The organism is Streptomyces sp. NPDC002776, from assembly GCF_053592195.1.
On sequence record NZ_JBSFVG010000001.1, the window covers coordinates 186,670 to 211,707 of the forward strand.

Genomic DNA, 25,038 nt, shown 5'->3' on the forward strand with positions numbered 1-25,038 from the left:
TGCCGTCGTTCCACCTCAGCGTAGATCTACGCGGGTTACGGAGGGGGGACATCGGCATGTCCGGCGCCCGCCGATCCCCGCGTCCTCACGCCGTCAGCCAGGTCCGCAGGCGTTCCTCGCCCGCGAGGATCTTCGCCGTCTCCACCCGCTCGTCGCGCTTGTGCGCCAGGTGCGGGTTCCCGGGGCCGTAGTTGACCGCCGGGATGCCGAGCGCGGAGAAGCGGGAGACGTCCGTCCAGCCGTACTTCGGCAGCGGTGTCCCGCCGACCGCCGTGATGAAGGCGGCCGCCGCCGGATGGGACAGGCCCGGCAGCGCCCCGGGGCTGTGGTCGTCCACCACGAACTCCTCGACCCCGCAGTCCGCGAACACCTCGTGGACGTGGGCCAGCGCCTCCTCCTCGGTACGGTCGGGGGCGTAGCGGAAGTTGACCGTCACCACGCACTCGTCGGGGATGACGTTGCCGGCCACCCCGCCCGAGATGCCGACCGCGTTCAGGCCCTCCCGGTACTCCAGGCCGTCGATCACCGGCCGGCGGGGCTCGTAGGAGGCGAGGCGGGCCAGGATCGGGGCGGCGGCGTGGATCGCGTTGGCGCCCATCCAGCCGCGCGCCGAGTGCGCCCGCTCGCCCTTCGTCCGCAGCAGCACCCGCAGGGTGCCCTGGCAGCCGCCCTCCACCTGGCCGTCGGACGGCTCCAGCAGCACCGCGAAGTCGCCGGCCAGCCACTCGGGGTGTGCCTCGGCCACATGGCGCAGGCCGTTGAGGTGTGCGGCGACCTCTTCGTTGTCGTAGAAGACGAAGGTCAGGTCGCGGTTGGGGGCGGGGACCGTCGCCGCGATGCGCAGCTGGACCGCCACCCCGGACTTCATGTCGCAGGTGCCGCAGCCCCAGAGGACGCCGTCGTCGTCCAGCCGGGAGGGGACGTTGTCCGCGATCGGCACGGTGTCGATGTGCCCGGCGAGGATCACGCGCTCCGGACGGCCGAGGTCCGTGCGGGCCACGACGTTGTTCCCGTACCGGTCGACCGTCAGGTGGGGCAGGGCCCGCAGCGCGGTCTCGATCGCGTCCGCGAGGGGCTGCTCGGTGCCGCTCTCGGAGGGGAAGTCGACGAGCTGCGCGGTCAGCCGCGCGGCGTCCAGCGTGAGGTCAAGCGGGGTCTCGGGCATGCCCTCGACCCTAGCGCTCCCGTCTCCCGGGCACTTTGCCCACCGGACTCCGGCGTCGCTCTACTCTCCAGTACCTTGTACGCGTGCCAGAGCCGTCCACCACTCCCCGACGCCGCCGCGGCCGCCTCTACCGTTGCGGGGCGGCCTTCGTGGTCCTGCTCGCCGTCGCGGGTTATCTCGTCGTCCAGTACGTCACCGGAGGCGCCGGAGCGCCCGGCTGCAAGGTCGTCTCGGCCGACGGTGACGGGGCGGCGTACGAGTTCACGCCCGAGCAGGCGGTGAACGCGGCGACGATCGCCGCCGTGGGCACCGGGCGGAACCTCCCCGAGCGGGCGGTGACCATAGCGCTCGCCACCGCGCTGCAGGAGTCGGCGCTGCGCAACATCGACTACGGCGACCGGGACTCGCTCGGCCTGTTCCAGCAGCGGCCCTCGCAGGGCTGGGGCACCGAGCAGGAGGTCATGGACCCGACCTACTCGGCCAAGATCTTCTACGACCACCTGGTCAAGGTGGACGGCTACACGGGGCTGCCGCTCACCGTCGCCGCGCAGCGCGTGCAGCGCAGCGGTTTCCCGGACGCCTACGCCAAGCACGAGCCGGACGCCGCTCTGCTCGCCGCCGCCCTGACCGGCCACTCCGCCGCCACGCTGACCTGCGAGGGGCGCCCGGGCACCACGCGGGTGGCGGGGACCGACGCGGTACGGACCGCGCTCGCCCGGGACTTCGGGCAGGACGTGCTGGAGCCTGCCGGTGCCGTGGTCGGCGACGGGGACCCCACTCCCGCGGCCTCCCCCGGCGCCGGACGCGACGCAAGGACCCTCACGCTGCCCGTGACCGAGGGCAGCGGCGGGCTCGGGGTGACGCAGCGCGGCTGGCAGCTCGCGCACTGGGCCGTGGCCAACGCCTCCGCCCTGCGCATCGAAAAGGTCTCGTACGCCGGGCGTGAGTGGACCGCCGGGAACACGGACAGCCAGTGGCGCGCGACCGAGACCGACGGGGCCGCGGGCGCCGAGAAGAACGCGGGACCGGTCCGGATCGTGACCGCGCAGTAGTGCGGGACGTCACCCGTGCGGGTTACCGCGCGGGCCGGGGGTTCCCGAGGTGCGCGGGTTTTGGCGCGGGTATCCGTGAATCCCGGAAAACCCTTGAGAACAAAGGGCTGTAAGCATTCAGCAGGCTTTCCGGGCGCGGACTCTTTGCCCGTTTTTATCCACAGCCGATAATGCGACGCATTACCAAGTCTTTACGTTACTTCGCCGCAACCTTCGCGGGCTTCGAGCGGTAGTCACTGCGTCCGGGGCCGGAGATCACCTCCGGTCGAGGACATCACCGTTCTCACCAGACAGACCCGTCGAAGGAGCATCATGACCCTCCCCCTGACCCGCCGCATCGCCCGTGCCGCGCTGCTCGTCGCTGCGGGAGCGGCCGCCGGGGTCGGTACGGCCGGCTCCGCCAGCGCGGCCCCCGAACTGCCCGCCGCCAAGAACCTCGGCGGCCTGACCGCCCTGGACGCGGCGAGCGTCGGCAACACAGCCGACGCTGCGGCGCAGAGCGCCACCGGGCTCGCGGGCGAAGCCGGCGCCCAGGCGGTCGAGAAGGCGGTGCCTGCCGCGGGCAAGACCGGCGGCAAGGCGGTCAAGAAGGCGACGCCCGTCGCGCAGAAGACCGCGGGTGAAGCGGCCGGGTCGGCCGGGGACGTCCTCGGCGACACGGCGTCCACGGCGACCAAGGACGGTCTGCCGACGGACTCCCTGACCAAGGGCGGCGGCCTGCCGCCGGCCGGCTCCCTGCCGGTCGGCAGCCTGCCGCTCGGAGGCTGATCCTCCCGGCCGAACGCCGAAGGGGTCCAGGAGTCTTCTCCTGGACCCCTTCGGCGTATGCCTCAGGACAGCCGCCGCACGGCTTCCCGCACCCTCTCGTCCGTCGCCGTGAACGCCACGCGTACGTACGTCGCGCCGGCCTCGCCGTAGAAGTCGCCCGGCGCCACCAGGATGCCCAGCTCGGCCAGATGGGCCACCGTGTCCCAGCAGGACTCCCCGCGGGTGGCCCACAGGTAGAGGCTGGCCTCGCTGTGCTCGATGCGGAAGCCGTGGTGCACGAGGGCCGTCCGGAGCGCCTCGCGGCGGGCGGCGTAGCGGTCGCGCTGGACACGGACGTGGTCGTCGTCGCCCAGGGCCGCGATCACGGCCGCCTGGGTCGGCGCCGACGTCATCATGCCGCCGTGCTTGCGGATCTCCAGCAGCGGGGCGAGGACCTCCGGGTCACCGGCCAGGAAGGCGGCGCGGTAACCGGCCAGGTTGGAGCGCTTGGAGAGGGAGTGGACGGCCACGATGCCCTCGTACGAACCGCCGTTCACGTCCGGGTGCAGCACCGAGACCGGGTCGGCCTCCCAGCCCAGTTCCAGGTAGCACTCGTCGGAGAAGAGCAGGATGCCGTGCGACCGGGCCCAGGCGACGATCCGGGTCAGCTCCTCCTTCGGCAGGACCTCGCCCGTCGGGTTGGAGGGGGAGTTGAGCCACAGGAGCTTCAGGCCCTCGGGGTCCAGCGCGGTCGGGTCGTCGTAGACCTCGTACGCGGCGCGGGCGAGGCGGGCGCCGACCTCGTAGGTCGGGTAGGCCAGGCGGGGGTAGGCGACGCGGTCGCCGGGGCCGAGGCCCAGCTGGGTGGGGAGCCAGGCGACCAGTTCCTTGGAGCCGACGACCGGCAGCACGTGCCGGTGGGTCACCTCGCGGGCACCGAGCCGGCGCTCCACCCAGCCGGTGATCGCGTCGCGCAGCTCCGGGGTGCCCCAGACCGTCGGATAGCCCGGCGAGTCGGCCGCCTCGACCAGCGCTTTCCGGATCAGCTCGGGGACCGGGTCGACCGGGGTGCCGACGGACAGGTCGACGATGCCGCCCGGATGCGCTGCGGCCGTCGCCTTGTACGGCGTCAGCTTGTCCCAGGGAAAGGCGGGGAGACGGTCGGAGACTGCGGACACGGGGATCTGGCTCACTTTCTCGTCCGTACGGCAAACGCCTCGGCCCCGCAGGCGATCGGAGGCGATCAGGCCGTGCGGGACCGAGGCGGCGCGGTGATGCGGGCCGCTCTCAGCCGTTCTGCGGCGGCAGCGCGGCGATGAAGGGGTGGTCCCGCTCGATCAGACCGAGCTTGCTGGCACCGCCGGGGGAGCCGAGCTCGTCGAAGAACTCGACGTTGGCCTTGTAGTAGTCCTTCCACTCCTCCGGAGTGTCGTCCTCGTAGAAGATCGCCTCGACCGGGCACACCGGCTCACAGGCTCCGCAGTCGACGCATTCGTCCGGGTGGATGTACAAGGACCGGGAGCCCTCGTAGATGCAGTCGACCGGGCACTCCTCGATGCACGCCTTGTCCTTGACGTCGACACAAGGCTGCGCGATGACGTAGGTCACGCTGTCGTTCCTCCTCGATAGGGCGCTGGCGGGCCTCCACAGGCTCCGCCGCCTGGCGCGCGGGAGCGCGGCGTCGTCGATGCCCGCCCCTAGTATCTCCGTTCCGGGGCACGATCCGAACAGGAGGGGTGAACAGACCTGTGGAAATCTCAGCGACCGGGCGCCTTGAGGTCCGTATCACCGCTGCTGACGTGGGTAAACGGGTGTCCGTACGGCGCCTGAACGATCCTGCGCGGGCGGGTGAGAAGTTCACCGACACGGTGGGTGTTCTCGCATCATGGGACGACGGTGTGCTGCTGATCACACGGAAGAGCGGCGAAACCGTCCGCATCGCGGAATCGTCGCTGGTCGCGGGGAAGGTGGTGCCGAGCGCTCCGGCCCGTCGCCGGGGCCCCGCCGCCTCGTACGAGGAGCTCGCGCACGTCTCGGCGCGCGCGTGGCGCCCGGTGGAGAGCGACCGGCTCGGCGCGTGGGAGCTGCGGGCCGCTTCCGGCTTCACCCGCCGCGCCAACTCCGTGCTCCCGCTGGGCGACCCGGGCCTGCCCCTGGACGAGGCGCTGTCCGTCGTACGGCGGTGGTACGGCGAGCGCGGGCTGCCCGCCTACGTGCAGACCGCGACCGGCGCCGAGGGCACCCAGGAGCTGCTGTGCGCGGAACTGGAGCGGCGGGGCTGGACGCGTGAGGTGACCGCCGAGCTGTGGACCGGGGCGCTGGCCCCGCTCGCGGACCGGGAGGAGCCGGCCGAGGTCGTGCTGTCCCGGTCGGCGGATCGGGCATGGCTGGCGCGCTACCAGCGCAGGGGCCTGAGCGAGGTCGCCCTGAAGGTGCTGGGCAGCGGTCCCTCGGTGTGGTTCGCGACCGTTCCCGGTGCGGACGGCGTCCCTGCCGCCATCGGGCGGTGCGTCGTCGACGAGCGGTGGGCGGGCTTCGCCGCCGTCGAGGTCGATCCGGCGCTGCGGCGCCGGGGGCTCGCCTCCGCCGTGATGGCCGCGCTGGCCGGACGGGCCCTGGACGAGGGGGCGTCGGCGGCCTGGCTGCAGGTCGAGGCGGACAACACGGCGGCCCGGGCGCTGTACGCCGGGACGGGCTTCTCGGCGCATCACGCGTACCACCACTACCGCGAGCCGGGGAACTCCGGCTCCGGCCGGTAACCGATCGCCGCGAGAGGGCACGAGCCTGCTATGCCTCCCCCCGATCCCCCTCCCCCCAACCCCCCGCCTCCGGAACGCTCCATCGAGCTGCGCCGGCGGTTCGCCGAGGAGGCCCGCTGCGAGCGGCCCGATCTGTCGACGCTGTGTCTGCTGGTGGGCGCCGAGGCGGACGGCGCGCTGGACGAGGACGGCCTGGACGCGGCCCAGATGGAACTGGACCGGCTGGCCGGGCAGCTGCCGTTCCGGCCGGGCGGCCCGCGCTCCTGGGCCGTGTCCCTGCGCGAACTGCTCGGCGACCGGCTCGGCTTCCGGGGCACCCCCGGGGACTACCAGCGGCTGGAGTCCTCGCTGCTGCACGAGGTGCTGCGCCGCAGGCGCGGGCTGCCGATCCTGCTGTCGGTGGTGTGGATGGAGGTGGCGCGCAGGGCCGGGGCGCCGGTGTACGGCCTCGCCCTGCCGGGGCACTTCGTCGTGGGGTTCGGGGAGCCGGGCGAGCAGGTGCTGGCCGATCCGTTCGACGGGGGCCGGGCCATGACGGGGGCGGATGCCGAGCTGCTGGTGGCCGGGGCCACGGGGGCGTCCCTGCATCCGTCGATGCTGGTGCCCGCGGCGCCGCTCGAGGTCGTCGCGCGGATCCTGAACAACGTCCGGGCGTGGGCCGCGGCCCGGCCCGAGCGGTCGGACGTGGCGTTGTGGGCCGTGGAGTTGGCGCTGCTGCTGCCCTCGCATCCGGCGCGGCTGCGCTACGAGCGGGCCCAGGTGCTGGTGCAGCGGGGGAGCTTCGTCGAGGGGGCGGTGGAGCTGGAGGCGTACGCGGACGTGGTGGCGGCGGTGGATCCGGGTGCCGCGGCCCGCGTCAAGCAGCAGGCGCACGCCGCGCGGGCCATGCTCAACTGACCGCCGCGACGGGTGTCCGGAGTGCCGCACGACGCGGGTCGTGCGGCACTCCGGGCCCGGTCAGCTCGGGTTCGTCTCGATGGTGACGTCCCGGTCGGACGTGCTCAGCAGGGCCTGGCGCAGGGCGACGTAGACGTCCTGCGGGGTGACGGCCGTCTTCTTGCCGGTGCCCCGGGTGATCTGCACCCCGTCGAAGGTCTGGCCGTAGAGCTCCTCGAGCGCCTTCAGGTCGGGGCTGTCGACGAGCTTGCCGTCGACGGCCTTGACGCGGAGGAACTTCCACAGGGAGTTCTCCGGGCTGAACTCGATGAAGCGGGTGGCGTCCGTGCGCACGATGACGTTGGCCGACATCGCGGGCTCGGCGAACTCCTTCATCATCCGGTCGACCTCGGCCTTGTCGACCGTCGGTTCCTTGGCGGTCGTCGCGACCGGCACCGCGGGGGCCGTGCCGGTCTCCACCTGGGTGCGGTACGCCTCCTCGACCGCGCCGGTCGACTTCGCGACGTCGATGCCCTGGCCCGCCTTGCCGTACACGGCGACGGCCTTGCCCGACTCGAATGTGATGGTGCCGTCGGCCACCGATCCCGAGCCGCCGGCGGCGTTCTCCAGCGCGGCCTGGAGCTTCTCCTCGTCGACCGGCATGACCGGCTCGACCACGCGCTCCTGGCCGAAGAGCGAGCCCACCACGGAGACCGGGTGGTAGTCGCTCACCGCGGCCTCGCTGACGGTGGCCACGGCATCGAACTGGAGCCCCGCCTGGTCCGGCTCCAGGGCGACGGTCTTGCCGCCGACCGTCAGCTTCAGCTCCTTGTTCACCCGGCCCTCGAAGGCGTCGTCGAGCTTCTTGACCGCGTCGTCCCGGGTGCCGCCGCCGATGTCGACGCCGAGCACGGTGGTGCCCTTGGGCACGTCGGAGTGGTTCATCAGCAGCCCGGCGCCGTAGAGGCCACCGGCCAGGACGATCACGCCGCCGGTGAGCAGGCCCAGCTTGCCGCGGCCCTTCTTTTTCTTCGGCGCGGGCGCCGAGGGCACGTTCGGGGAGACCGGCTCGGGCAGCTTCGGGGGCGTGTGGGGCAGCGGTCCGTCGGTGGGCGCGCCCGGCCCGAACGGGTGCTGGACGGCGGGCGGGACCACCGGGATGCCGCTGGTGACGGTGTGCCCGGAGACGTTGTCGGCGGGGTTGCCGTAGCCGGGGGTGCCGGGCTCGGGGGCCGGCTTCTGCGGGGTGAGGATCGCGGTGTCGTCGCTCAGGCCGCCGCCGGGGGTGTGCATACCGGGGACGCCGCCCATGGTGCCGGGGCCGCCGCCCATGGGGGGCACCAGCGGGCCGTCGCCGGTCACGGGGCCGGTCGTCGGGCCGGCGGGGCCCTGCTGTCCGCCCCGGCCGCCGGGGGCGCCGGGTCCACCGGGGCCGTTGAAGCCGCTGGGGCCGCCGGGACCGGCGGGGCCGCCGCCCGGTCCGCCGGGCATGCCCTGGGCGCCGTAGCCGTTCTGGCCGCCGTAGCCGCCGTTGCCGTTCTGGCCGCCGTTGCCGGAGACGTACGGCAGGTCGTCGCGGTGGGCCTCGTCGCCGGGCCGGGCGCCGGGGCCCCGCGGGCCGGCGGCCAGCGCCTCGGTGACGTCGAAGGAGCCGGTGCCGCCGCCGTGTCCGGGCGCCACCGGTCCGCCGGTCGCGCCCGCGCCGTTGGTGGCACCGGGACGGGCCCCGCCCTGCGTGTTCATGGAGCCCACGACCCCACCGGGCCGCGGCGCACCCGCGCCACCGGCCGTACCCGGCGCACCGGCCGCACCCGCACCGGGGCGCGGAGCCGAGGGCGCCGAACCGCCGGGCGCACCGGCGCCGTTGCTCTGGCCGCCGCCGGTACCGCCCTTCGGGGCCGCGGACTTACGCGGTACGAACCACTCGCTCGTCTTGTCCTCGGCCGCAGCCGCGGGGTCGGCGGGAGGCTCGGGCGGACGCGCGGACGCGGCGGCTCCCGGCGCGGGCGGCTCGGTCCCGGCGCCCGCGTCGGAGTTCTCGCCGTCCCCGACGGGCTTGCGCACGACGACCGGCGGAATGGGCCGCGATCCGGGGATGTTGATCCGGATCCGGGTGGTCAGCGTGGTCTCGGTCTTGCGTTCCTCCGGCCGCGCGGCCGAACGGCCCGCATCCGGACCGCCGTCGGGAACCGCAGGCGTCCCGTAAGGCGGCGTGCCCGAAGGGTAAGCGGCTCCGCCGCGCCCGTTGGGCCCGGAGGACGGACTGTCAGTTTCACGACTCAAGGCAGGTTCTCCCGGTTGGCTCCGCCGCCCGACTCGTCCTCACTGCTCCGGGCGGCTCGGCGGCGCCACCACCATACTGGCCACCTCTGGCCCGTATCCCACGACCGCCGGGGAAACCCCACGGGACTCGCACGTGCGCGGCGCGGAGAAGTGGTACGTCACTTCCCAAGTCGGACCCGATCGTCGTCCGGTTGCCGCGTGGGGGCGAGCGTGGCGCACATCACAGCCGTGGCCATGCCGCCGAGCAGGAAGAGGTAGGAGCCGCCGTCCGAGGCGAAGACGAAGTCGCCCTCGGGGCGGCTGGCGGTGAGCAGGATGACCGCGAGCATCCAGCCGCCGGCCGGCGCGACGGCCCCGGCCCGGCCGCGGGCGATCAGCGCCCCGCCGAGGCAGAGCCCGATCTCCCCGGCGAGCGCGAGCAGCAGGCCGCCCGGGAACCAGGCCCCCTGGATCAGCGCGCCGGCGGCGGCGACGAGCGCGCCGAGCACGAACAGGCCGAGGAGCAGGGCGAACCGGGTGAAGGAGGGCGGCCCCAGGGGCTGGGCGAGCATCGGCGTCCGGTCGTTCTTCATCAGGCGTCCTCGATCCCCGCGAACAGGTCGGTCTCCGGCGTCGCGGCCCTCCCCCAGCCTTCGGCCGGGGGGACCCCCATCTCGCTTCGCTCGCCGCGCGCCAACTCGTAGTACTCGGTGGTGAAGACGGGCTGGGCGAGACCGTTGGAGAGGACGAAGTACTCCCCCGCCACCTCGATCTGGGTGGCGTGCGCGGCCATCGCGGCGGTCTTGGCCGCGGCGTGGGCGGTGCCGTCGACGACGGTGGTGATCCGCTCGTCCCCGACCACTCCGGGAACGTCGTCGAGGGTGGCCGCCTCGGTGAACGGCAGCTCCGGCAGGGTGGCCGCCAGACGGGCGAACGCCTGTTCGCCGACGGTGCGCGGGACCCGGTTCCAGTAGACCTTGGCGACCGGGCAGCCCGCCTCGGCCGCGAGCTCCGCGGCGCGCATGGCGACGCGGTGGGCCTGGATGTGGTCCGGGTGGCCGTAGCCGCCGTTCTCGTCGTAGGTGACGAGGACCTGGGGACGTACCTCGCGGATCACCTCCAGGAGGTGACCGGCGGCCTCGTCGACGTCGGCCTGCCAGAAGCAGTCGGGGTCGTCGTTGTCGGGCAGGCCCATCATCCCGGAGTCGCGGTAGCGGCCGGTGCCGCCGAGCTGACGGAAGTCGTCGACGCCGAGCGCGCGCATGGCGGCGGCCAGCTCGCCCAGGCGGTGCTCACCGAGGGCGGTGCCGGACAGCTGGGCGAGGCCGGGCGGGATGACCTCGCCGCGCTCGCCGAGTGTGCAGGTGACCAGGGTCACATGGGCACCCTCGGCGGCGTACGCGGCCATCGTCGCGCCGTTGTTGATCGACTCGTCGTCCGGGTGCGCGTGCACCAGCAGCAGACGCCGGGAGGGCAGTTCCGTCATGGTCCCCACCCTAAGGGGGCGGCCCCGGGGTGATCAGAACTTGATGCTGCCGATCATGCTGGCCACGCTCGTGGTCAGGTCGTTGATCGTGGGCGCCATGGTCGAGGAGGCGAGATAGAAGCCGAGCAGGATGCAGACGAGCGCATGACCGCCCTTCAGTCCCGACTTCTTGACGAGCAAGAAGACGATGATCGCCAGCAGCACCACCGCCGAAATCGAGAGTGCCACGGCGGCTCACCTCCAAAGTTCCCAGGAGCGCGGGGGGTCGGACTTGGGGGGCAGATAAATCCATATCGCAGCCAGCGGGTTCATACCCACTATGCGCTAGTGATCATAACTATCCGTACGCGCGCATCGGATGGCGCACGGCCGCACAAGGGGGCGCATGGCCAATATGGTCGGTCCATGACGACGAGGTCCGACTCCTTTCCCCGACGGCACGCCCGCACCCAGCGGTTCACGCTCGGCGCGCCGCGCGCGTTCACCGTGGCGCCCGACGGCTCCCGGGTCGCCTTCCTGCGCTCCTCCTCCGGTACGGACCGGGCGAACGCGCTGTGGGTGCTCGACTGCCGGGACGGCGGGGAGCGCGTGGCGGCGGACCCGCGCGCCCTCCTGGGCGGTACGGCGGAACGCCTCTCCCCGCAGGAGCGCGCCCGGCGCGAACGCAGCCGCGAGGGGGGCGCCGGCATCGTCGGTTACGCCACCGACGCGGCCCTGGAGCTGGCGTCTTTCGCCTTGTCAGGCCGCCTTTTCGTGGCCGAGCTGCGGGCCGGGACGGCACGCGAACTCCCCGTCCGCGGACCGGTGATCGACCCGCGCCCCTCCCCCGACGGCCGCCATGTCGCCTACGTCGCCCGGGGCGCCCTGCACGTGGTCGGCGCCGAGGGCGAGGGGGACCGGACGCTGGCCGAGGAGGAGCCCGAGCAGGTCTCCTACGGTCTGGCGGAGTTCATCGCGGCCGAGGAGATGGGGCGTTCGCGGGGCTTCTGGTGGGGTCCGGACTCCGACCGGCTGCTGGTGGCCCGGGTGGACGACACGCCGGTGAGCCGGTGGTGGATCGCGGATCCGGCCCATCCGGAACGTGCGCCGCAGAAGGTGGCGTATCCGGCGGCGGGGACCGCCAACGCGGACGTACGGCTGTTCGTGATCGGCCTCGACGGGGGGCGCACGGAGGTGCTGTGGGACCGGGCCCGCTATCCGTATCTGGCGCATGTGCACTGGTCAGCGGCGGGTGCTCCGCTGCTGCTCGTCCAGGCGCGCGACCAGCGCAGCCAGCTGTTCCTGGCCGTGGACCCGGAGTCGGGGGTGACCCGGATGGTGCACGCGGACGAAGATCCAACTTGGCTGGAACTTTTCCCCGGGGTGCCGTGCTGGACCCCTTCCGGGCAGCTGGTGCGGATCATCGACGAGGGTGGCGCGCGGGTCCTCACGGTGGGCGAACGCCCGCTGACGGGTGCGCAGTTGCACATCCGTGCGGTGCTGGACGTCTCGGACGACGACGTGCTGGTCTCGGCGTCCGCCGGGGAGGCCGCGGCGGATCCGGAGATCGGTGAGGTGCATGTCTATCGGGTGAACGAACTCGGGGTGGAGCGCCTGTCTCAGGAGCCCGGGGTGCACTCGGCGGTGCGGGCCGGGGGCGTGACCGTATGGGTGTCCGCTTCGCTGGACCGGCCGGGGCCGCGGGTGCGGGTCCTCCGGGACGGGAAGCCGGTGGCGATCATCCCCTCGTACGCAGAAGATCCTGGTCTGTCCCCGCGCGTGACGTTCATCCAAGGGGGCGCACGGCGTGTCCCGTGCGCCGTGCTTATGCCAACGGACTACCGCGGTGACGCCTCCCTGCCGGTGCTGCTGGACCCCTATGGCGGCCCGCACGGCCCGCGGGTGGTCGCCGCGCACAACGCGCTGCTCACCTCGCAGTGGTTCGCCGACCAGGGGTTCGCCGTGGTCGTGGCCGACGGCCGGGGCACGCCGGGTCGCTCGCCCGCGTGGGAGAAGGCGATCCACCACGATCTGACGGTTGCCCTCGACGACCAGATCGATGCCCTCCAGGACCTCGCGACAACGCACCCGCTCGATCTGTCCCGGGTGGCGATCCGCGGCTGGTCCTTCGGCGGCTGGCTGGCGGGGCTCGCGGTGCTGCGCCGCCCGGACGTCTTCCACGCCGGCATCGCGGGCGCGCCGGTCACGGACTGGCGGCTGTACGACACCCACTACACGGAGCGGTACCTGGGCGGCCCGGCCGCGCATCCGGAGTCGTACGCGAAGAGTTCCCTGGTGACGGACGAGGGGCTGTCCGCCCCTGCCGAGGGCCACCGCCCGCTGATGATCGTGCACGGCACGGCCGACGACAACGTGGTGTTCGCGCATGCCCTCAGGCTGTCCTCGGCCCTGCTCTCGGCGGGCCGCCCGCATGAGGTCCTGCCGCTGTCGAGCGTGACGCACATGACGCCCCAGGAGCAGGTCGCGGAGAATCTGCTGCTGCTCCAGGTGGACTTCCTGAAGCGCTCGCTGGGGCTGTAGGGACGGCAACGGACCGGGGCGACATGGCGTGCCCCGGTCCGTTTACGGCACCCGCACGGCCGTACGGTGTCCAGACTGACGCGTCCGTATATCGGATCCGGGTCAGGGGAGTTGCCGCTGTGTTACCCCGCCTCCTGCGACGGTACGACGTGCTTCTCCTCCGCGAAGTGGCAGGCCGAGTCGTGCGCGGCGGGGCCCGCCAGGAGGCTGAGGTGGGAGGGGACCGCGAGGAGGGGGACCTCCTGGGCGCAGCGTTCCTGGGCCTTCCAGCAGCGGGTGCGGAAGCGGCAGCCGGAGGGGATGTTCGTCGGGGACGGGACGTCGCCGGTCAGGATGATCCGGTCGCGGTGTTCCCGGGCCTCGGGGTCGGGGACGGGGACGGCGGACAGGAGTGCCTGGGTGTAGGGGTGCGTCGGATGGTCGTAGATCTCGGTGTCCTTGCCGGTCTCCACGATGCGGCCGAGGTACATGACGCCGACCCGGTCGGAGATGTGCCGGACGATCGACAGGTCGTGGGCGATGAAGATGTAGGAGAGGTCGAACTCGTTCTGGAGGCGGTCCATCAGGTTGATGACCTGGGCCTGGACCGAGACGTCCAGGGCGGAGACCGGTTCGTCGGCGACGATGACCTCGGGGCGCAGCGCGAGACCGCGGGCGATGCCGATGCGCTGGCGCTGGCCGCCGGAGAACTGGTGCGGATAGCGGTGGATGTACTCGGGGTTGAGGCCGACGACGTCCAGCAGGTCCTGCACCTTGCGGCGCCGGTCGCCCTTCGGGGCCACCTCGGGGTGGATGTCGTAGGGCTCGCCGATGATGTCGCCGACGGTCATCCGGGGGTTGAGGGAGGTGTAGGGGTCCTGGAAGACCATCTGGATGTTGCGGCGGACGGTTCTCAGGGCCTTGCCGGAGAGCTTGGTGATGTCCTCGCCCTTGTACCGGATCGAACCCGCCGTCGGCCGTTCCAGGTTGACCAGCAGCTTGGCGACCGTCGACTTGCCGCAGCCGGACTCGCCGACGATGCCGAGGGTTTCGCCCCGGTCCAGTTCGAAGTCCACGCCGTCCACGGCCTTCACCGCGCCGACCTGCTTCTTGAAGAGGATGCCCGTGGTCAGCGGGTAGTGCTTGACCAGGCCGCGGACCTGGAGGAGCGGCTCAGCCATGGAGGCACTCCCGCCAGAAGTGGCAGGCGCTGCCCCGGTCCTCGTCCGACGTGGTCACCTCGTACAGCGGCGGTTCGTCGGTGCGGCACACGTCCTGGGCCATGGGGCAGCGCGGGTGGAAGGCGCAGCCGGGCGGGATCTGCATGAGGTTCGGCGGCAGTCCCTTGATGGCGTAGAGCTCCCGGCCCTTCTGGTCCAGGCGCGGGATGGAGTCGAGCAGGCCCCGGGTGTAGGGGTGGGCCGGTGCCTTGTAGATGTCGTGGACGGGCGCCGACTCCACGATGCGGCCCGCGTACATCACGGCGATCCGGTCGGCGACGTCCGCGACCACGCCGAGGTCGTGGGTGATGAGGATCAGGCCCATGTTGTACTCGCGCTGCAGCTCCGCGAGCAGCTCCATGACCTGGGCCTGGACCGTGACGTCCAGGGCGGTGGTCGGCTCGTCGGCGATGATCAGGGCGGGCTCCAGGGCCAGCGCCATGGCGATCATGATGCGCTGGCGCATACCGCCGGAGAACTGGTGGGGGTACTGCTTGACCCGTTCCCGGGCGGCGGGGATGCGGACCCGGTCCATCAGCTCCACGGCCTTGGCCCGCGCGTCCTTCTTCGACATGCCCCGGTGCACGACGAACATCTCGCCGAGCTGGTCGCCGACGCTGAGCACGGGGTTCAGGGACGACAGCGCGTCCTGGAAGATCATCGCCATCTCGGCGCCGCGGATCTTCCGGCGCTCCTCCTCCTTCAGCTTCAGCAGGTCCCTGCCCCGGAAGAGGACCTCGCCCGCGGTGATCCGCCCCGGCGGCGTGTCGAGGATGCCCATGACGGTCTGCGCGGTGACCGACTTGCCCGACCCCGACTCACCGAGCACGGCGAGGGTCTCGCCCGCGTCCACCCCGTAGCTGACGCCGTTGACCGCCTTGGCGACCCCGTCCCTGGTCCGGAACTCCACGTGCAGATCACGCACTTCGAGCAGCACGTCTCACCTCAGTTTGGGGTCGAGGGCGTCGCGGATTGCGTCGCCGAGCATGATGAAGGCCAGGACGGTGATCGCCAGGGCGCCCGAGGGCCAGAGCAGGGCGTGCGGGGCGTTGCGGATGTAGGGGGAGGCGGCCGAGATGTCGATGCCCCAGGAGACGCTCGGCGGTTTCAGGCCGACGCCGAGGTAGGACAGGGTCGCCTCCAGGGCGATGTACGTGCCGAGCGCGATGGTCGCGACGACGATCACCGGGGCGACCGCGTTGGGCGTGATGTGCCGCAGCAGCATGCGGGAGTTGGTGGCGCCGAGCGCGCGGGCGGCCTGAACGTAGTCGTTCTGTTTGACGGTGATGACCGAGCCGCGGGCGATACGGGAGATCTGCGGCCACCCCAGCAGCACCATGAACCCGATGACCGGCCAGATGCTGTTGCTGGTGACCACCGACAGCAGCACGAGCCCGCCGAGCACGACGGGGATCGCGAAGAAGACGTCCGTGATCCGGGAGAGCACCGAGTCCCACGTCCCGCCGAAGAACCCCGCGAGCCCGCCGAGCACGCTGCCGAGGATCGCCACCCCGAGCGTGGCGCAGACGCCGACCGTGACGGACGTACGGGCGCCGTAGACCGTACGGGTGTACACGTCGCAGCCCTGGCCGTTGAAGCCGAAGGGATGGCCGGACTGGGACCCCTGCTGGGCCTTGGCGAGGTCGCACTTGAGGGGGCTCATCCAGGTGATGGCACCCGGCCACAGGGAGACGAAGACCAGGAAGAGGATGACCAGCCCGGCGATGAGGAAGACCGGGTTGCGCCGCAGGTCGCGCCAGCCGTCGGACCACAGCGAGCGGGGCTTGTCCTGCGGGCTCGCGCCGCCCGGGCCGCCCGGCGTCCTCTCCAGGCTCTCCCCCTCCGACGTCGCCAGATCCATGGCGCCGCCCATGCCGGTCGAGGCGATGGCACCCTCGGGTTCGCGGGGTTCAGGCATAGCGGATCCTCGGATCGAGTACGGCGTAGAGCAGGTCGACGAGCAGGTTGGCGACCAGGAAGACCAGGACGAGGACGGTCACGAAGCCGACCACGGTCTGGGTGTTCTGCCGCAGGATGCCCTGGTAGAGCTGGTAGCCCACGCCGTGGATGTTGAAGATCCGCTCGGTGACGATCGCGCCGCCCATCAGCGCGCCGATGTCGGTGCCGATGAAGGTGACCACCGGGATCAGCGAGTTGCGCAGCAGATGCCGGGTGATCACCCGGCGCCGGGGCAGGCCCTTGGCGACGGCCGTACGGACGTAGTCGGACCGTTTGTTCTCCGCGATGGAGGTCCGGGTCAGCCGGGTGACATAGGCGAGGGAGACCGAGGCGAGGACCAGGCCCGGCACGATCAGCTCGCCGAAGGTGGCGTCGGTGGACACGGAGGGTCTGATCCAGCCCCACTCCACGCCGAGCAGCAGCTGCAGCAGCAGCCCGGTGACGAAGGTCGGCACGGAGATCACCACGAGGGTGACCAGCAGGACCCCGGTGTCCACGGGCCGGCCGCGGCGCAGCCCGGTGATGACACCGAGCGTGATGCCGATGACGATCTCGAAGAGGATCGCGACGATCGTCAGCCGGATGGTCACCGGGAACGCCGCCGCCATCAGCTCGGTGACCTCCTGCCCGTTGAACGCGGTGCCGAAGTCGCCGGTGAAGACGTTCCCCATGTACGTCAGGTATTGCTGCCAGACCGGCTTGTCGAGGCCGAACTCCTTCTTCAGCTGGGCGGCCGTCGCCGGGTCGCACTGCCGGTCGCCGCAGAGTCCCGCGATGGGGTCGCCCATCACGTTCACCATGAGGAAGATCAGCAGGGTCGCCCCGATGAAGACCGGGATCATCTGGAGCAGGCGTCGGACGACGTACCGTCCCATGGGCGCTCAGCCGACCTTGATCTCGTTGTAGACGGGGACGCTGAACGGGTTGAGCTTCACGTCGGACAGCCGCTCCGAGTAGCCCGCGCTGCCGTTCTGGTACCAGAGCGGGATGGCGGCCATGTTGTCCCGTACGACCTCCTCGGCGTCCTGGAAGAGGCCGACCGCCTTGGCGGTGTCGGTCTCGGCGTTGGCCTGGTCGACGAGGTCGTCGAACTCCTTGTTGGACCACTTGCCGTCGTTGGAGGAGGCGTTCGTGTAGTAGAGCGGCTGGAGGAAGTTCTGGATGAGCGGATAGTCCATCTGCCAGCCCGCGCGGAACGGGCCGCTCATCTTGAGGTCGGTGATCTGGCTGCGGAAGTCGGCGAAGGTGCCGACCGGGTTGCCGACGCAGGCGCGTTCGTTGTCGAGCGCGTTGTTGATGGAGTTGCAGACGGCGTCCACCCAGTCCTTGTGCGAGCCGGTGTCCGCGTTGTACGTGATCTTGACCTGGCCGCCGGGGAGCCCGCCGCCCTCCTCGATGAGCTGCTTGGCCGCGTCGGGGTCGTACTCGCAGGCGTCGCCGCAGAGCCCTTCCTTGAAGCCGCCGTCCTCGCCGAGCACCGGGGAGGTCCAGTCGGTGGCCGGGGTGCGGGTCTTCTGGAAGATGGTCTCGGTGATCTGGTCGCGGTCGATGGCCCGGGACAGGCCCGTGCGGACCTTCTCCATGCCGGCCTTGTTCCACTTGTCGTCGTAGTAAGGGAAGGCGAGCGTCTGGATGATGCCGGCGGGGGTGTTGAGGTAGCGGTCGCCGAGGTCGGCCTGGACGTTCTTGAGCTGGGCGGCGGGGACGTCGTCGACCAGGTCGAGGTTGCCGGCCATCAGGTCGGTGTAGGCGGTGTTGTTGTCGGTGTAGACCTTGAGGTCGACGCCGCCGTTCTGCGCCTTGTCCTCGCCGGGGTAGGCGTCCCAGGTGCGCAGGGACATCTGGGAGCCCTTGGCGTAGGAGTCGACGGTGTACGGGCCGTTGCCGACGGGCTTGCTCAGCCAGGCGTCGCGGTCGTCGAAGAACGCCTGCGGCAGCGGGGCGAAGGCCGGGTAGCCGAGGGTCTCGGGGAACGTGGAGAACTTCTGGCTGAGCTTGACGGTGAAGGTCTTGTCGTCGACGACCTTCAGCCCGGAGAGGGTGTCGGCGCTCTGCTTGCCGCCGTCCTCGGGGTGGGTCTTGTCGTAGCCCTCGATGTAGCTGAAGAAGTAGGCGTTCTTCTGGTTGTTCTTCAGGCTGGCGCCGTAGTTCCAGGCGTCCACGAAGGACTTGGCGGTGACCTTCTCGCCGTTGCTGAAGGACCAGTCCTTGAGGGTGACGGTGAAGTTCTGCGAGTCGGTCGTCTCGATCTTCTCGGCGAGCATGTCCGTCGCCTCGCCGGTCTCCGGGTCGTACCGCTTGAGGCCGCGGAAGATCATGTCGAGGACCTTGCCGCCCTGCACCTCATTGGTGTTGGCGGGCTCCAGCGGGTTCTGCGGATCGCCCCAGGAGGAGCTCAGCACCGCGCCGGTGTCCCCACCGCTGTCGCCGCCCCCGCCTCCGCAGGCCGACGCCGCGAGCGCTACCGCCGCCGCGCATGCGGCCCATTTGGCGTGCGTGGCTCCACGCATGGAGTCCTCCTCAGACTGCGCTGTGCTTGCGCTGTGTTTCCAGCGCCTGGACGCTGGGCTACTACCGGCAAATATCGGCCGATATGCCACACAACGCACACTCTTGCAGCCCTATGGGCTACAAACGCGACGGGCCTGCCCCCGGAGCGGATCGCACCCGGCCGGGGTGCGACCTGCTCCGGTGGACAGGCCCTGAAGAGGGAGAGTGGACTCAGTCCTGGTCGGCCTCGAGAGCGATGAGCGCCGGGTCCATGACGACGTCCTCGTCGCGGGCCACGGTGGTCGGCTCCTCCGGGAAGTGGCACGCCGTCAGGTGACCGCCGCGGTTGCCGGAGATCTGCACGAGCGGGGGCTCCTCCGTGGCGCACTTGTCCTGCGCCTTCCAGCAGCGGGTGCGGAACCGGCAGCCGGACGGCGGGAAGATCGGCGAGGGGACGTCACCGTAGAGCCGGATCCGCTCCCGCTGCTCGACCTCGTCATCCACCTGCACCTCGGGCACTGCAGAGAGCAGAGCGTGGGTGTAGGGGTGCCGGGGCCGGTTGTAGATGGAGTCCCGGTCGCCGACCTCGACCACCTTGCCGAGATACATGACGGCCACGCGCTGCGAGAAGTGCCGCACGATCGCGAGGTCGTGGGCGATGAAGACGAAGGCGATGCCCAGCTCGTCCTGGACCTTCTGGAGCAGGTTCACCACCTGCGCCTGGATGGACACGTCCAGCGCCGAGACCGGCTCGTCGGCCACGATCAGCTTGGGGTTCAGCGCGAGCGCCCGGGCGACACCGATGCGCTGGCGCTGACCGCCCGAGAACTCGTGCGGGAAGCGGTTGTAGTGCTCGGGGTTGAGACCGACCAGCTCCAGCAGCTCCCGGACACGCTTCTCCCGGCCGCCCTCGGGGTTGATCCCGTTGACCTCCATCGGGGACTTGATGATGGAGCCGACGGTCTGCCGCGGGTTCAGCGAGGAGTACGGGTCCTGGAAGATCATCTGGATCTCGGACCGTACGGGCGCCAGCTGCCTGCGCGTGGCACGCGTGATGTCCTGACCGGCGTACGTGATCCGGCCCGCGGTCGGCTCCAGAAGCCGGGTGATCAGGCGCCCGGTGGTGGACTTGCCACAGCCCGACTCGCCGACCAGGCCCAGGCTCTCGCCCACGCCGACGCTCAGATCGACGCCGTCGACGGCCTGGACGGCGCCGACCCTGCGTTTGATCGGGAAGCCGCCGTAGATGGGGAAGTGCTTGGTCAGGCCCGTGACCTCCAGGAGCGGCTCCGAGGAGGTGGTGGAGCCCTGCTGTGCGGGGAGGGTGAGGTTCTCGCTCATGATCTCGGTTCTCCCTAGCGCAGCCGGGGCTGGATCTCGTCGATGAAGATGGTCTGCTTCTGCTCCACCGAGAGGTGGCAGGCGGAGGCGCGGCCCTCGCCCAGGGGCGGCCGGGATTCGCTGCACAGATTGCCGGGCACCTTGTCACGGAAGGCGCAGCGCGGGTGGAAGGGGCATCCGGTCGGCGGGTTCAGCAGCGACGGCGGGCTGCCCGGGATCGGTGTCAGTTCCTGCTCGATGTCGCCGTCCAGGCGCGGCATGGAGCTGAGCAGGCCCCAGGTGTACGGGTGCCTCGGGGTGCGCAGCACTTCCTTTACGGAGCCGCGCTCGACGGCCCGGCCCGCGTACATCACCAGCAGGTCGTCGGCCATGTTGGCGATGACGCCGAGGTCGTGGGTGATGAAGACGATCGCGGAGCCGAACTCCTGCTGCAGGTCCTTCAGCAGGTCGAGGATCTGCGCCTGCACGGTCACGTCGAGCGCGGTGGTCGGCTCGTCGGCGATCAGCAGTTCGGGGTCGCACATCAGGGCCATGGCGATCATCGCGCGCTGACGCATACCGCCGGAGAACTGGTGCGGGTAGTCGTCGAAGCGCACCTTGGGCTGCGGGATGCCGACCTTCTCCAGCATCTGGATCGCCCGGTCCTTGGCCTCCTTCTTGGAGGCCCCCATGTGCTTCATGTACGGCTCGGAGAGCTGCCGTCCCACCGTGTAGTACGGCGACAGCGCCGTCAGCGGGTCCTGGAAGATCATCGCCATCTTGTTGCCGCGGAGCTTCTCCAGCTCCTTCTCCTTGGCGGTGACGAGCTCCTGGCCGTCCAGGACGATCTCGCCGTCGATGGTGGTGGTCCGCGGGTTGTGCAGGCCCAGGACGGTCAGGTTGGTGACGGACTTGCCGGAGCCCGACTCGCCGACGATGCCCAGGGTCTTGCCGCGTTCGACATCGAAGGAAAGGCCGTCGACCGCCTTGACGATGCCGTCCTCGGTGGAGAACTGCACCCGCAGGTCACGGACCGAGAGGAAGCTCTCGGGCCCGGTCGGGGCCGGGACGTCCTCGGTTTTGGTCAGTGTGGTCACGGTGGTTCGTTCTTCCTTAGGAGAGTCGGACGCGCGGGTCGATCCAGGCGTACGCGATGTCGACGAGGATGTTGAGGAGCAGGATGAAGAAGGCTCCGACCAGCATGACGCCCATCGTCAGTGGGAGGTCCTTCGTGACCGCTCCATCCACGGCGAGGCGGCCGATCCCCTGAAGGTCAAAGGTGAGTTCGGTGACGACACCGCCGCCGAGCAGCGAGCTGAGGTCGATGCCGAGGATGGTCACGATCGGGATGAGCGAACCGCGCCAGGCGTAGCGGAAGAACACGTACTTCTTGCCCATGCCCTTGGCCCGGGCGGTGCGCACGTGCTCCTCCTGCAGCTGCTCGATCATCGAGGAGCGCGCCATACGGGTGTACTGGCCGGTGAAGATCGTCGCCATGACGGCCATGGGGATCCACAGACCGGCAAGCCAGCCGAACGGGTCGTCGGTGAACGGGACGTACTTCGGGTTCTCCACCCAGCCGGTGCTGTAGACGAAGATCAGCAGCACGATCGGGCCGAGGAAGTAGATCTGGAACGAGCTGAGCACCATGGACGCGCCGGTGGCGGCCTTGTCGATCATCGTGCCCCGCCGGTAGGCGGCCACCATGCCCGCGCCGATTCCGACGACGAGGAAGACGACCAGGGCGCCGGCCGTCAGGGACAGGGTCAGCGGGAGGCGGTCCATGATGATGGCGGTGACGTTGTCGTTGTAGAAGAACGACCGGCCCAGGCACGGGGCGGGGCAGTCACCCTGCGGGAAGTCACGGCCGGCCACGATGCCGGACATGAACTCCCAGAACTGCGTGGCAAGCGGCTGGTTGAGGCCGAGGGCCTGCCGGATGTCCTCCAGTCGCTCGGGCGAGCAGTCCTTGCCACAGGCCAGGGAGGCGTAGTCGGACGGCGCGGCGACGAAGAGGAAGAAGGTTGCGGCGCCGATCAGGAACAAGGTGACGACGGCACCGACCGAGCGCCGGAGGATGAACTGAAGCATGGCGGGGGGCTGCTCTCTGCGGAGACGGTGGACGGGTTCACGGAACCGCGGGGACGCGCTCCGCCTGGTGCGCGCCCCCGCGAACAGCCGTAGAGAGCTACGACTTCAGGAACACTCGAGTCACGTCCAGGTAGCTGGACTCAGTGCTGTAGCGGGCACCGCCGACGTTCGAGCCGTAGAGCTGGAACTGCTTGGTGTACCACAGCGGGGCGGCCGGGTTGACCTCCTCGAGGATGTACTTGTGAGCCTCTTCCCAGGTCTTGGCGGCCTTCTCCGGCTGCTCGGTCAGGGCCTTATTGATCAGCTCCTGGACCTTCGGGTCGTCGATGTGGGAGTAGTTCGGCGCACCGTCGGCGACCTGGTCACCGTCGTAGATCGGCGTCACGACCGTCGCGGCGGACGGCCAGTCCTGGCCCCAGCCGGTGATGTAGATGTCGAACGGGTTGTCGAGCTTGCCGATCTGCTCGTAGTAGCTCGCGGCGTCGATCTCCTTGGAGACGACGTCGAAGCCGACCTTGCCGAGGGCGTCCTCGATGGCGACCTTGCGCTTCTGGCCCGCCTCGGAGTTGGCGTAGGCGAAGACCAGCTTCTTCTCGGACGCCGGAACGTCGGCGAGCAGTTCCTTGGCCTTCTCGATGTTGCCCGCCGGCGTCTTCAGACGGCCGTAGGGGTCGTACTTCGCGTCGTAGCCCGGCAGGGTCGGGGCGAACAGGTTCGGGGCGACGTCGCCACCGAACGCGCCACCCTCACCGGCGATCAGCGACTTGGAGTTCACCGCGTAGGTGGCGGCGTCACGGACGGCCTTGTTCTTGACGCGGTCCATGTTGAACGTCAGCGTCATCACGTAGGGCTGGTAGCCCTTGATGGTGCGCTTGTTGACGGCCGGGGCGCCGATGACGTCCTGGATCTGGGTGGCGTCGACACCGCCGGTGAACTGGATGGCGTTCTTGGCGTCACCCTGGTCGGAGATCAGACGCTTGGTCTGGGACGACTCGGTGATGCCGAACTCGAAGTTGAAGCCGTCCACGTACTGGTGACGCACCGAGTCCGTCTTCGGGTCCCACTTCTCGTTCTTGACGAGCTTCAGGGTCTTGCCGGCCTTGAACTCCGCGATCTTGTACGGGCCGAGGGCGACCGGAGCCGTGTCGTACTTCTCCTTCGTGTCGGACTCCTCCGGCACGATGGAGTAGCCCGGCATGGCCAGCGTCATCGGCAGGTCGGGACGCGGGGTGTCGAAGTGGAAGACGATCGTCTTGTCGTCCGGGGTCTCCAGGACCGAGTCCGGCAGGTGCTTCTTGCCGAAGCCGCCGTCCGGCAGCTCCTTGCGGTAGTCCGGGCCGCTCAGCCAGGTCTGGAGGTAGGTCGGGCCGTCGAAGATGAACTCGGCGTACAGGCGCTCGACGGTGTGGCGGACGTCGGCGGAGGTTATCTCCTTGCCGTTCTCGTCCTTGATGCCGTCCTTCAGCTTGAACGTCCAGGTCTTGTTGTCGTTGGACGACTGACCGGAGTCGGTCGCGAGGTCACCCACGACGGCGACGCCGCCCTTGCCGTCCTCCTCGAAGTTGGTCAGGCCACGGAAGACCAGGTTGGCGAACTGACCGGCGTCCGAGACGTAGATCTGGCCCGGGTCCATGTGCGAGAGACCGGACTCCTGGTAGACCGTGACGGTGCCGCCCGGCTTGGCCCCGGGGACCTCCTCGGCCGGACCGGTCGAAGCCTTGGCGTCCAGGTAGGCGACACCCTGGGACTGCTCCTTGGCCTTGTCCTGGCTCTCGCCCTTCTCCCCACCGGTGTTTCCGGTGTTCTCCGAGCAGCCCGTGAGCGCGAGGGAGCCGGCCGCGATGGCGACCATGATGGCGCGCGCTCTGCGCGAGGTGAACGACTTCATAGCGGTGAATGCACCTACCTGTCGGTTGTTGTCCGTATGTACTGCCTGACGCGGCTGGTAGGCCGACGTGGGGGCGGCAGCCACCCCCCACCAAGGACGGCTCAGCGCCCGGACTTGGGGTCGAAGGCATCCCGTACCGAGTCTCCGAGGAGGTTGAAGCACAGGATGAAGATCACGAGCGCCACACCCGGGAAGAAGATGAACGCTGGGTCCTGCTGGGTGTAGTCGGCGCCGGCGGCGAACAGACGCCCCCAGTCCGGGGTGGGCTCGACGAAGCCGACGCCCGCGAAGGAGAGGAAGGCGATGGTGAGGATGGTGCTGGGCAGCTGGTACGTGAACTGCACCAGCACCGGGGTGACGATGTTCGGCAGGACCTCCTTGCGGATGATCCGGCCCGGTGAGGCCCCGGACACCTTGGCGGCCTCGATGAACTCCCGCTCACGCAGGGCCAGTACCACCGAGCGGACAAGACGGGACATACCCATCCAGCCGAGCACCCACAGCACGATCAGGATAGCCAGCGCCCGGAAGTACGTGGGCGTCTCGTCCCGCGGGTCCACGAAGAACGAGGTCACCACGGGCATGAAGGCGATGAAGAACAGCTGCGACGGGAAGGACAGGAAGAAGTCCGTGACCCGGCCGAGCCAGTAGTCGGTGCGACCGGCGAAGTAGCCGCCGACCAGACCGATGATCACGCCGGTCACAGTCAGCAGGACCGACACTCCGAGCGCCATGAACAGCGACGTCCGCATGCCGTACACCAGCATGGCGAACAGATCGCGGCCGTACTGCGGCTCCACGCCGAACCAGTGATCGGCCGACATTCCGCCGAAGTAGCCGAGCGGAAGACCGAACTCGTCCAGGACCGGCTTGTCCGCGTACGTCGGATCCTGACCGTACAGGGTGTACGGGTTGGTGCCGCTGATCGCGGTGAGCAACGGCGCGCACAAGGCCACGACGAAGAAAAAAATCACTACGCCGGCACAGAAGACCCCTGTACGGTCACGCCTGAAGCGCTGCCACATCAACTGCCCGGGAGATCGACCCTCAAGCTTCTTTGGCTTGTCGGCAACCTCTGAGGTTGCTTCGAGTTCAGGGTCCAAGGCGACCGCGGACCCGGAGCCCTCGGCCTTCGTCGGACTGGTCATGTGTGTTCTTCCCCCGGGGGGTTGGAGAGTTGAGCGCAGCACAGTTACCGGCAGGTTCTGCGGTTTGGGGGAACTG

The 25,038-nt window shown here is 70.3% G+C and carries 22 protein-coding genes; 5 read left to right on the top strand and 17 right to left on the bottom strand.

All coding sequences use genetic code 11. The annotated features are described in order from the left end of the window. Window positions 1–85: 85 nt before the first annotated feature. A complete protein-coding gene (dapE, locus tag ACWD11_RS00885; RefSeq protein ID WP_389415088.1) occupies window positions 86–1,165 on the bottom strand; it encodes a succinyl-diaminopimelate desuccinylase in 1,080 nt (359 codons plus the stop codon). Window positions 1,166–1,248: 83 nt separating this feature from the next. Between dapE and ACWD11_RS00890 the strand changes: the two genes are divergently transcribed. Further along, the gene (locus tag ACWD11_RS00890) at window positions 1,249–2,217 is read left to right on the top strand and encodes a heavy metal transporter (protein ID WP_451280495.1); all 969 of its coding nucleotides are present in this window, start codon (window positions 1,249–1,251) and stop codon (window positions 2,215–2,217) included. 312 nt (window positions 2,218–2,529) lie between these two features. Continuing rightward, window positions 2,530–2,985, top strand: coding sequence for an ATP-binding protein (locus tag ACWD11_RS00895; RefSeq protein WP_389415090.1), 456 nt, complete (start codon window positions 2,530–2,532; stop codon window positions 2,983–2,985). A 62-nt stretch (window positions 2,986–3,047) separates the two neighbouring features. Here ACWD11_RS00895 and ACWD11_RS00900 read toward each other — a convergent pair whose 3' ends face one another. Together ACWD11_RS00900 and fdxA are read right to left on the bottom strand one after the other, a co-directional pair. Further along, window positions 3,048–4,142 carry a bifunctional succinyldiaminopimelate transaminase/glutamate-prephenate aminotransferase gene (locus ACWD11_RS00900; protein ID WP_451280497.1) on the bottom strand — a complete coding sequence of 365 codons (1,095 nt, stop codon included), beginning with the start codon at window positions 4,140–4,142 and terminating at the stop codon, window positions 3,048–3,050. Between the two features lie 109 nt (window positions 4,143–4,251). Continuing rightward, window positions 4,252–4,572: a ferredoxin gene (gene fdxA, locus ACWD11_RS00905; RefSeq protein ID WP_003985062.1), complete on the bottom strand. Its 321-nt coding sequence runs from the start codon at window positions 4,570–4,572 to the stop codon at window positions 4,252–4,254. A 140-nt stretch (window positions 4,573–4,712) separates the two neighbouring features. Between fdxA and ACWD11_RS00910 the strand changes: the two genes are divergently transcribed. Together ACWD11_RS00910 and ACWD11_RS00915 are read left to right on the top strand one after the other, a co-directional pair. Next, window positions 4,713–5,723, top strand: coding sequence for a GNAT family N-acetyltransferase (locus ACWD11_RS00910; protein ID WP_451280499.1), 1,011 nt, complete (start codon window positions 4,713–4,715; stop codon window positions 5,721–5,723). Between the two features lie 30 nt (window positions 5,724–5,753). Continuing rightward, a complete protein-coding gene (locus tag ACWD11_RS00915) occupies window positions 5,754–6,620 on the top strand; it encodes a transglutaminase family protein (RefSeq protein WP_389415093.1) in 867 nt (288 codons plus the stop codon). A 60-nt stretch (window positions 6,621–6,680) separates the two neighbouring features. Here ACWD11_RS00915 and ACWD11_RS00920 read toward each other — a convergent pair whose 3' ends face one another. The 4 genes from ACWD11_RS00920 to ACWD11_RS00935 all read right to left on the bottom strand — a co-directional run bounded on the left by ACWD11_RS00920 (window position 6,681) and on the right by ACWD11_RS00935 (window position 10,575). Next, on the bottom strand, window positions 6,681–8,882 hold the full coding sequence (locus tag ACWD11_RS00920; RefSeq protein WP_451280501.1) for a hypothetical protein: 2,202 nt from the start codon (window positions 8,880–8,882) through the stop codon (window positions 6,681–6,683). A 158-nt stretch (window positions 8,883–9,040) separates the two neighbouring features. Then, window positions 9,041–9,454: a DUF6113 family protein gene (locus ACWD11_RS00925; protein ID WP_389415095.1), complete on the bottom strand. Its 414-nt coding sequence runs from the start codon at window positions 9,452–9,454 to the stop codon at window positions 9,041–9,043. Further along, the gene (gene mshB / locus ACWD11_RS00930; RefSeq protein WP_451280503.1) at window positions 9,454–10,347 is read right to left on the bottom strand and encodes an N-acetyl-1-D-myo-inositol-2-amino-2-deoxy-alpha-D-glucopyranoside deacetylase; all 894 of its coding nucleotides are present in this window, start codon (window positions 10,345–10,347) and stop codon (window positions 9,454–9,456) included. Before mshB ends, ACWD11_RS00925 begins: the two co-directional genes overlap by 1 nt. A gap of 33 nt (window positions 10,348–10,380) precedes the next feature. Continuing rightward, window positions 10,381–10,575 carry a hypothetical protein gene (locus tag ACWD11_RS00935; protein ID WP_250077487.1) on the bottom strand — a complete coding sequence of 65 codons (195 nt, stop codon included), beginning with the start codon at window positions 10,573–10,575 and terminating at the stop codon, window positions 10,381–10,383. Between the two features lie 177 nt (window positions 10,576–10,752). On the opposite strand from ACWD11_RS00935, the gene ACWD11_RS00940 reads away from it, so the two are divergent. Beyond that, a complete protein-coding gene (locus ACWD11_RS00940; protein ID WP_451280505.1) occupies window positions 10,753–12,867 on the top strand; it encodes a prolyl oligopeptidase family serine peptidase in 2,115 nt (704 codons plus the stop codon). Between the two features lie 122 nt (window positions 12,868–12,989). On the opposite strand, the gene ACWD11_RS00945 is transcribed toward ACWD11_RS00940, so the two are convergent. The 10 genes from ACWD11_RS00945 to ACWD11_RS00990 all read right to left on the bottom strand — a co-directional run bounded on the left by ACWD11_RS00945 (window position 12,990) and on the right by ACWD11_RS00990 (window position 24,962). Next, window positions 12,990–14,027 (bottom strand): ABC transporter ATP-binding protein, encoded by a 1,038-nt coding sequence (locus ACWD11_RS00945; RefSeq protein ID WP_451280507.1) that lies wholly within the window; start codon window positions 14,025–14,027, stop codon window positions 12,990–12,992. Then, on the bottom strand, window positions 14,020–15,003 hold the full coding sequence (locus ACWD11_RS00950) for an ABC transporter ATP-binding protein (protein ID WP_389415099.1): 984 nt from the start codon (window positions 15,001–15,003) through the stop codon (window positions 14,020–14,022). Before ACWD11_RS00950 ends, ACWD11_RS00945 begins: the two co-directional genes overlap by 8 nt. 3 nt (window positions 15,004–15,006) lie before the next feature. Continuing rightward, window positions 15,007–15,984 carry an ABC transporter permease gene (locus tag ACWD11_RS00955; RefSeq protein WP_451280509.1) on the bottom strand — a complete coding sequence of 326 codons (978 nt, stop codon included), beginning with the start codon at window positions 15,982–15,984 and terminating at the stop codon, window positions 15,007–15,009. Next, window positions 15,977–16,900: an ABC transporter permease gene (locus ACWD11_RS00960; protein ID WP_451280511.1), complete on the bottom strand. Its 924-nt coding sequence runs from the start codon at window positions 16,898–16,900 to the stop codon at window positions 15,977–15,979. Before ACWD11_RS00960 ends, ACWD11_RS00955 begins: the two co-directional genes overlap by 8 nt. A gap of 6 nt (window positions 16,901–16,906) precedes the next feature. After that, window positions 16,907–18,535 (bottom strand): peptide ABC transporter substrate-binding protein, encoded by a 1,629-nt coding sequence (locus ACWD11_RS00965; protein WP_389415103.1) that lies wholly within the window; start codon window positions 18,533–18,535, stop codon window positions 16,907–16,909. Window positions 18,536–18,746: 211 nt separating this feature from the next. Beyond that, on the bottom strand, window positions 18,747–19,856 hold the full coding sequence (locus ACWD11_RS00970) for an ABC transporter ATP-binding protein (protein ID WP_451280513.1): 1,110 nt from the start codon (window positions 19,854–19,856) through the stop codon (window positions 18,747–18,749). 14 nt (window positions 19,857–19,870) lie between these two features. Next, window positions 19,871–20,932, bottom strand: coding sequence for an ABC transporter ATP-binding protein (locus ACWD11_RS00975; protein ID WP_389415105.1), 1,062 nt, complete (start codon window positions 20,930–20,932; stop codon window positions 19,871–19,873). Window positions 20,933–20,948: 16 nt separating this feature from the next. Beyond that, a complete protein-coding gene (locus ACWD11_RS00980) occupies window positions 20,949–21,926 on the bottom strand; it encodes an ABC transporter permease (protein ID WP_389415106.1) in 978 nt (325 codons plus the stop codon). Between the two features lie 97 nt (window positions 21,927–22,023). After that, entirely contained in the window at window positions 22,024–23,814 is a 1,791-nt protein-coding gene (locus ACWD11_RS00985; RefSeq protein ID WP_389415107.1) for an ABC transporter substrate-binding protein, read from the bottom strand. 101 nt (window positions 23,815–23,915) lie between these two features. Then, the gene (locus ACWD11_RS00990) at window positions 23,916–24,962 is read right to left on the bottom strand and encodes an ABC transporter permease (protein WP_389415108.1); all 1,047 of its coding nucleotides are present in this window, start codon (window positions 24,960–24,962) and stop codon (window positions 23,916–23,918) included. Window positions 24,963–25,038: the final 76 nt, after the last annotated feature.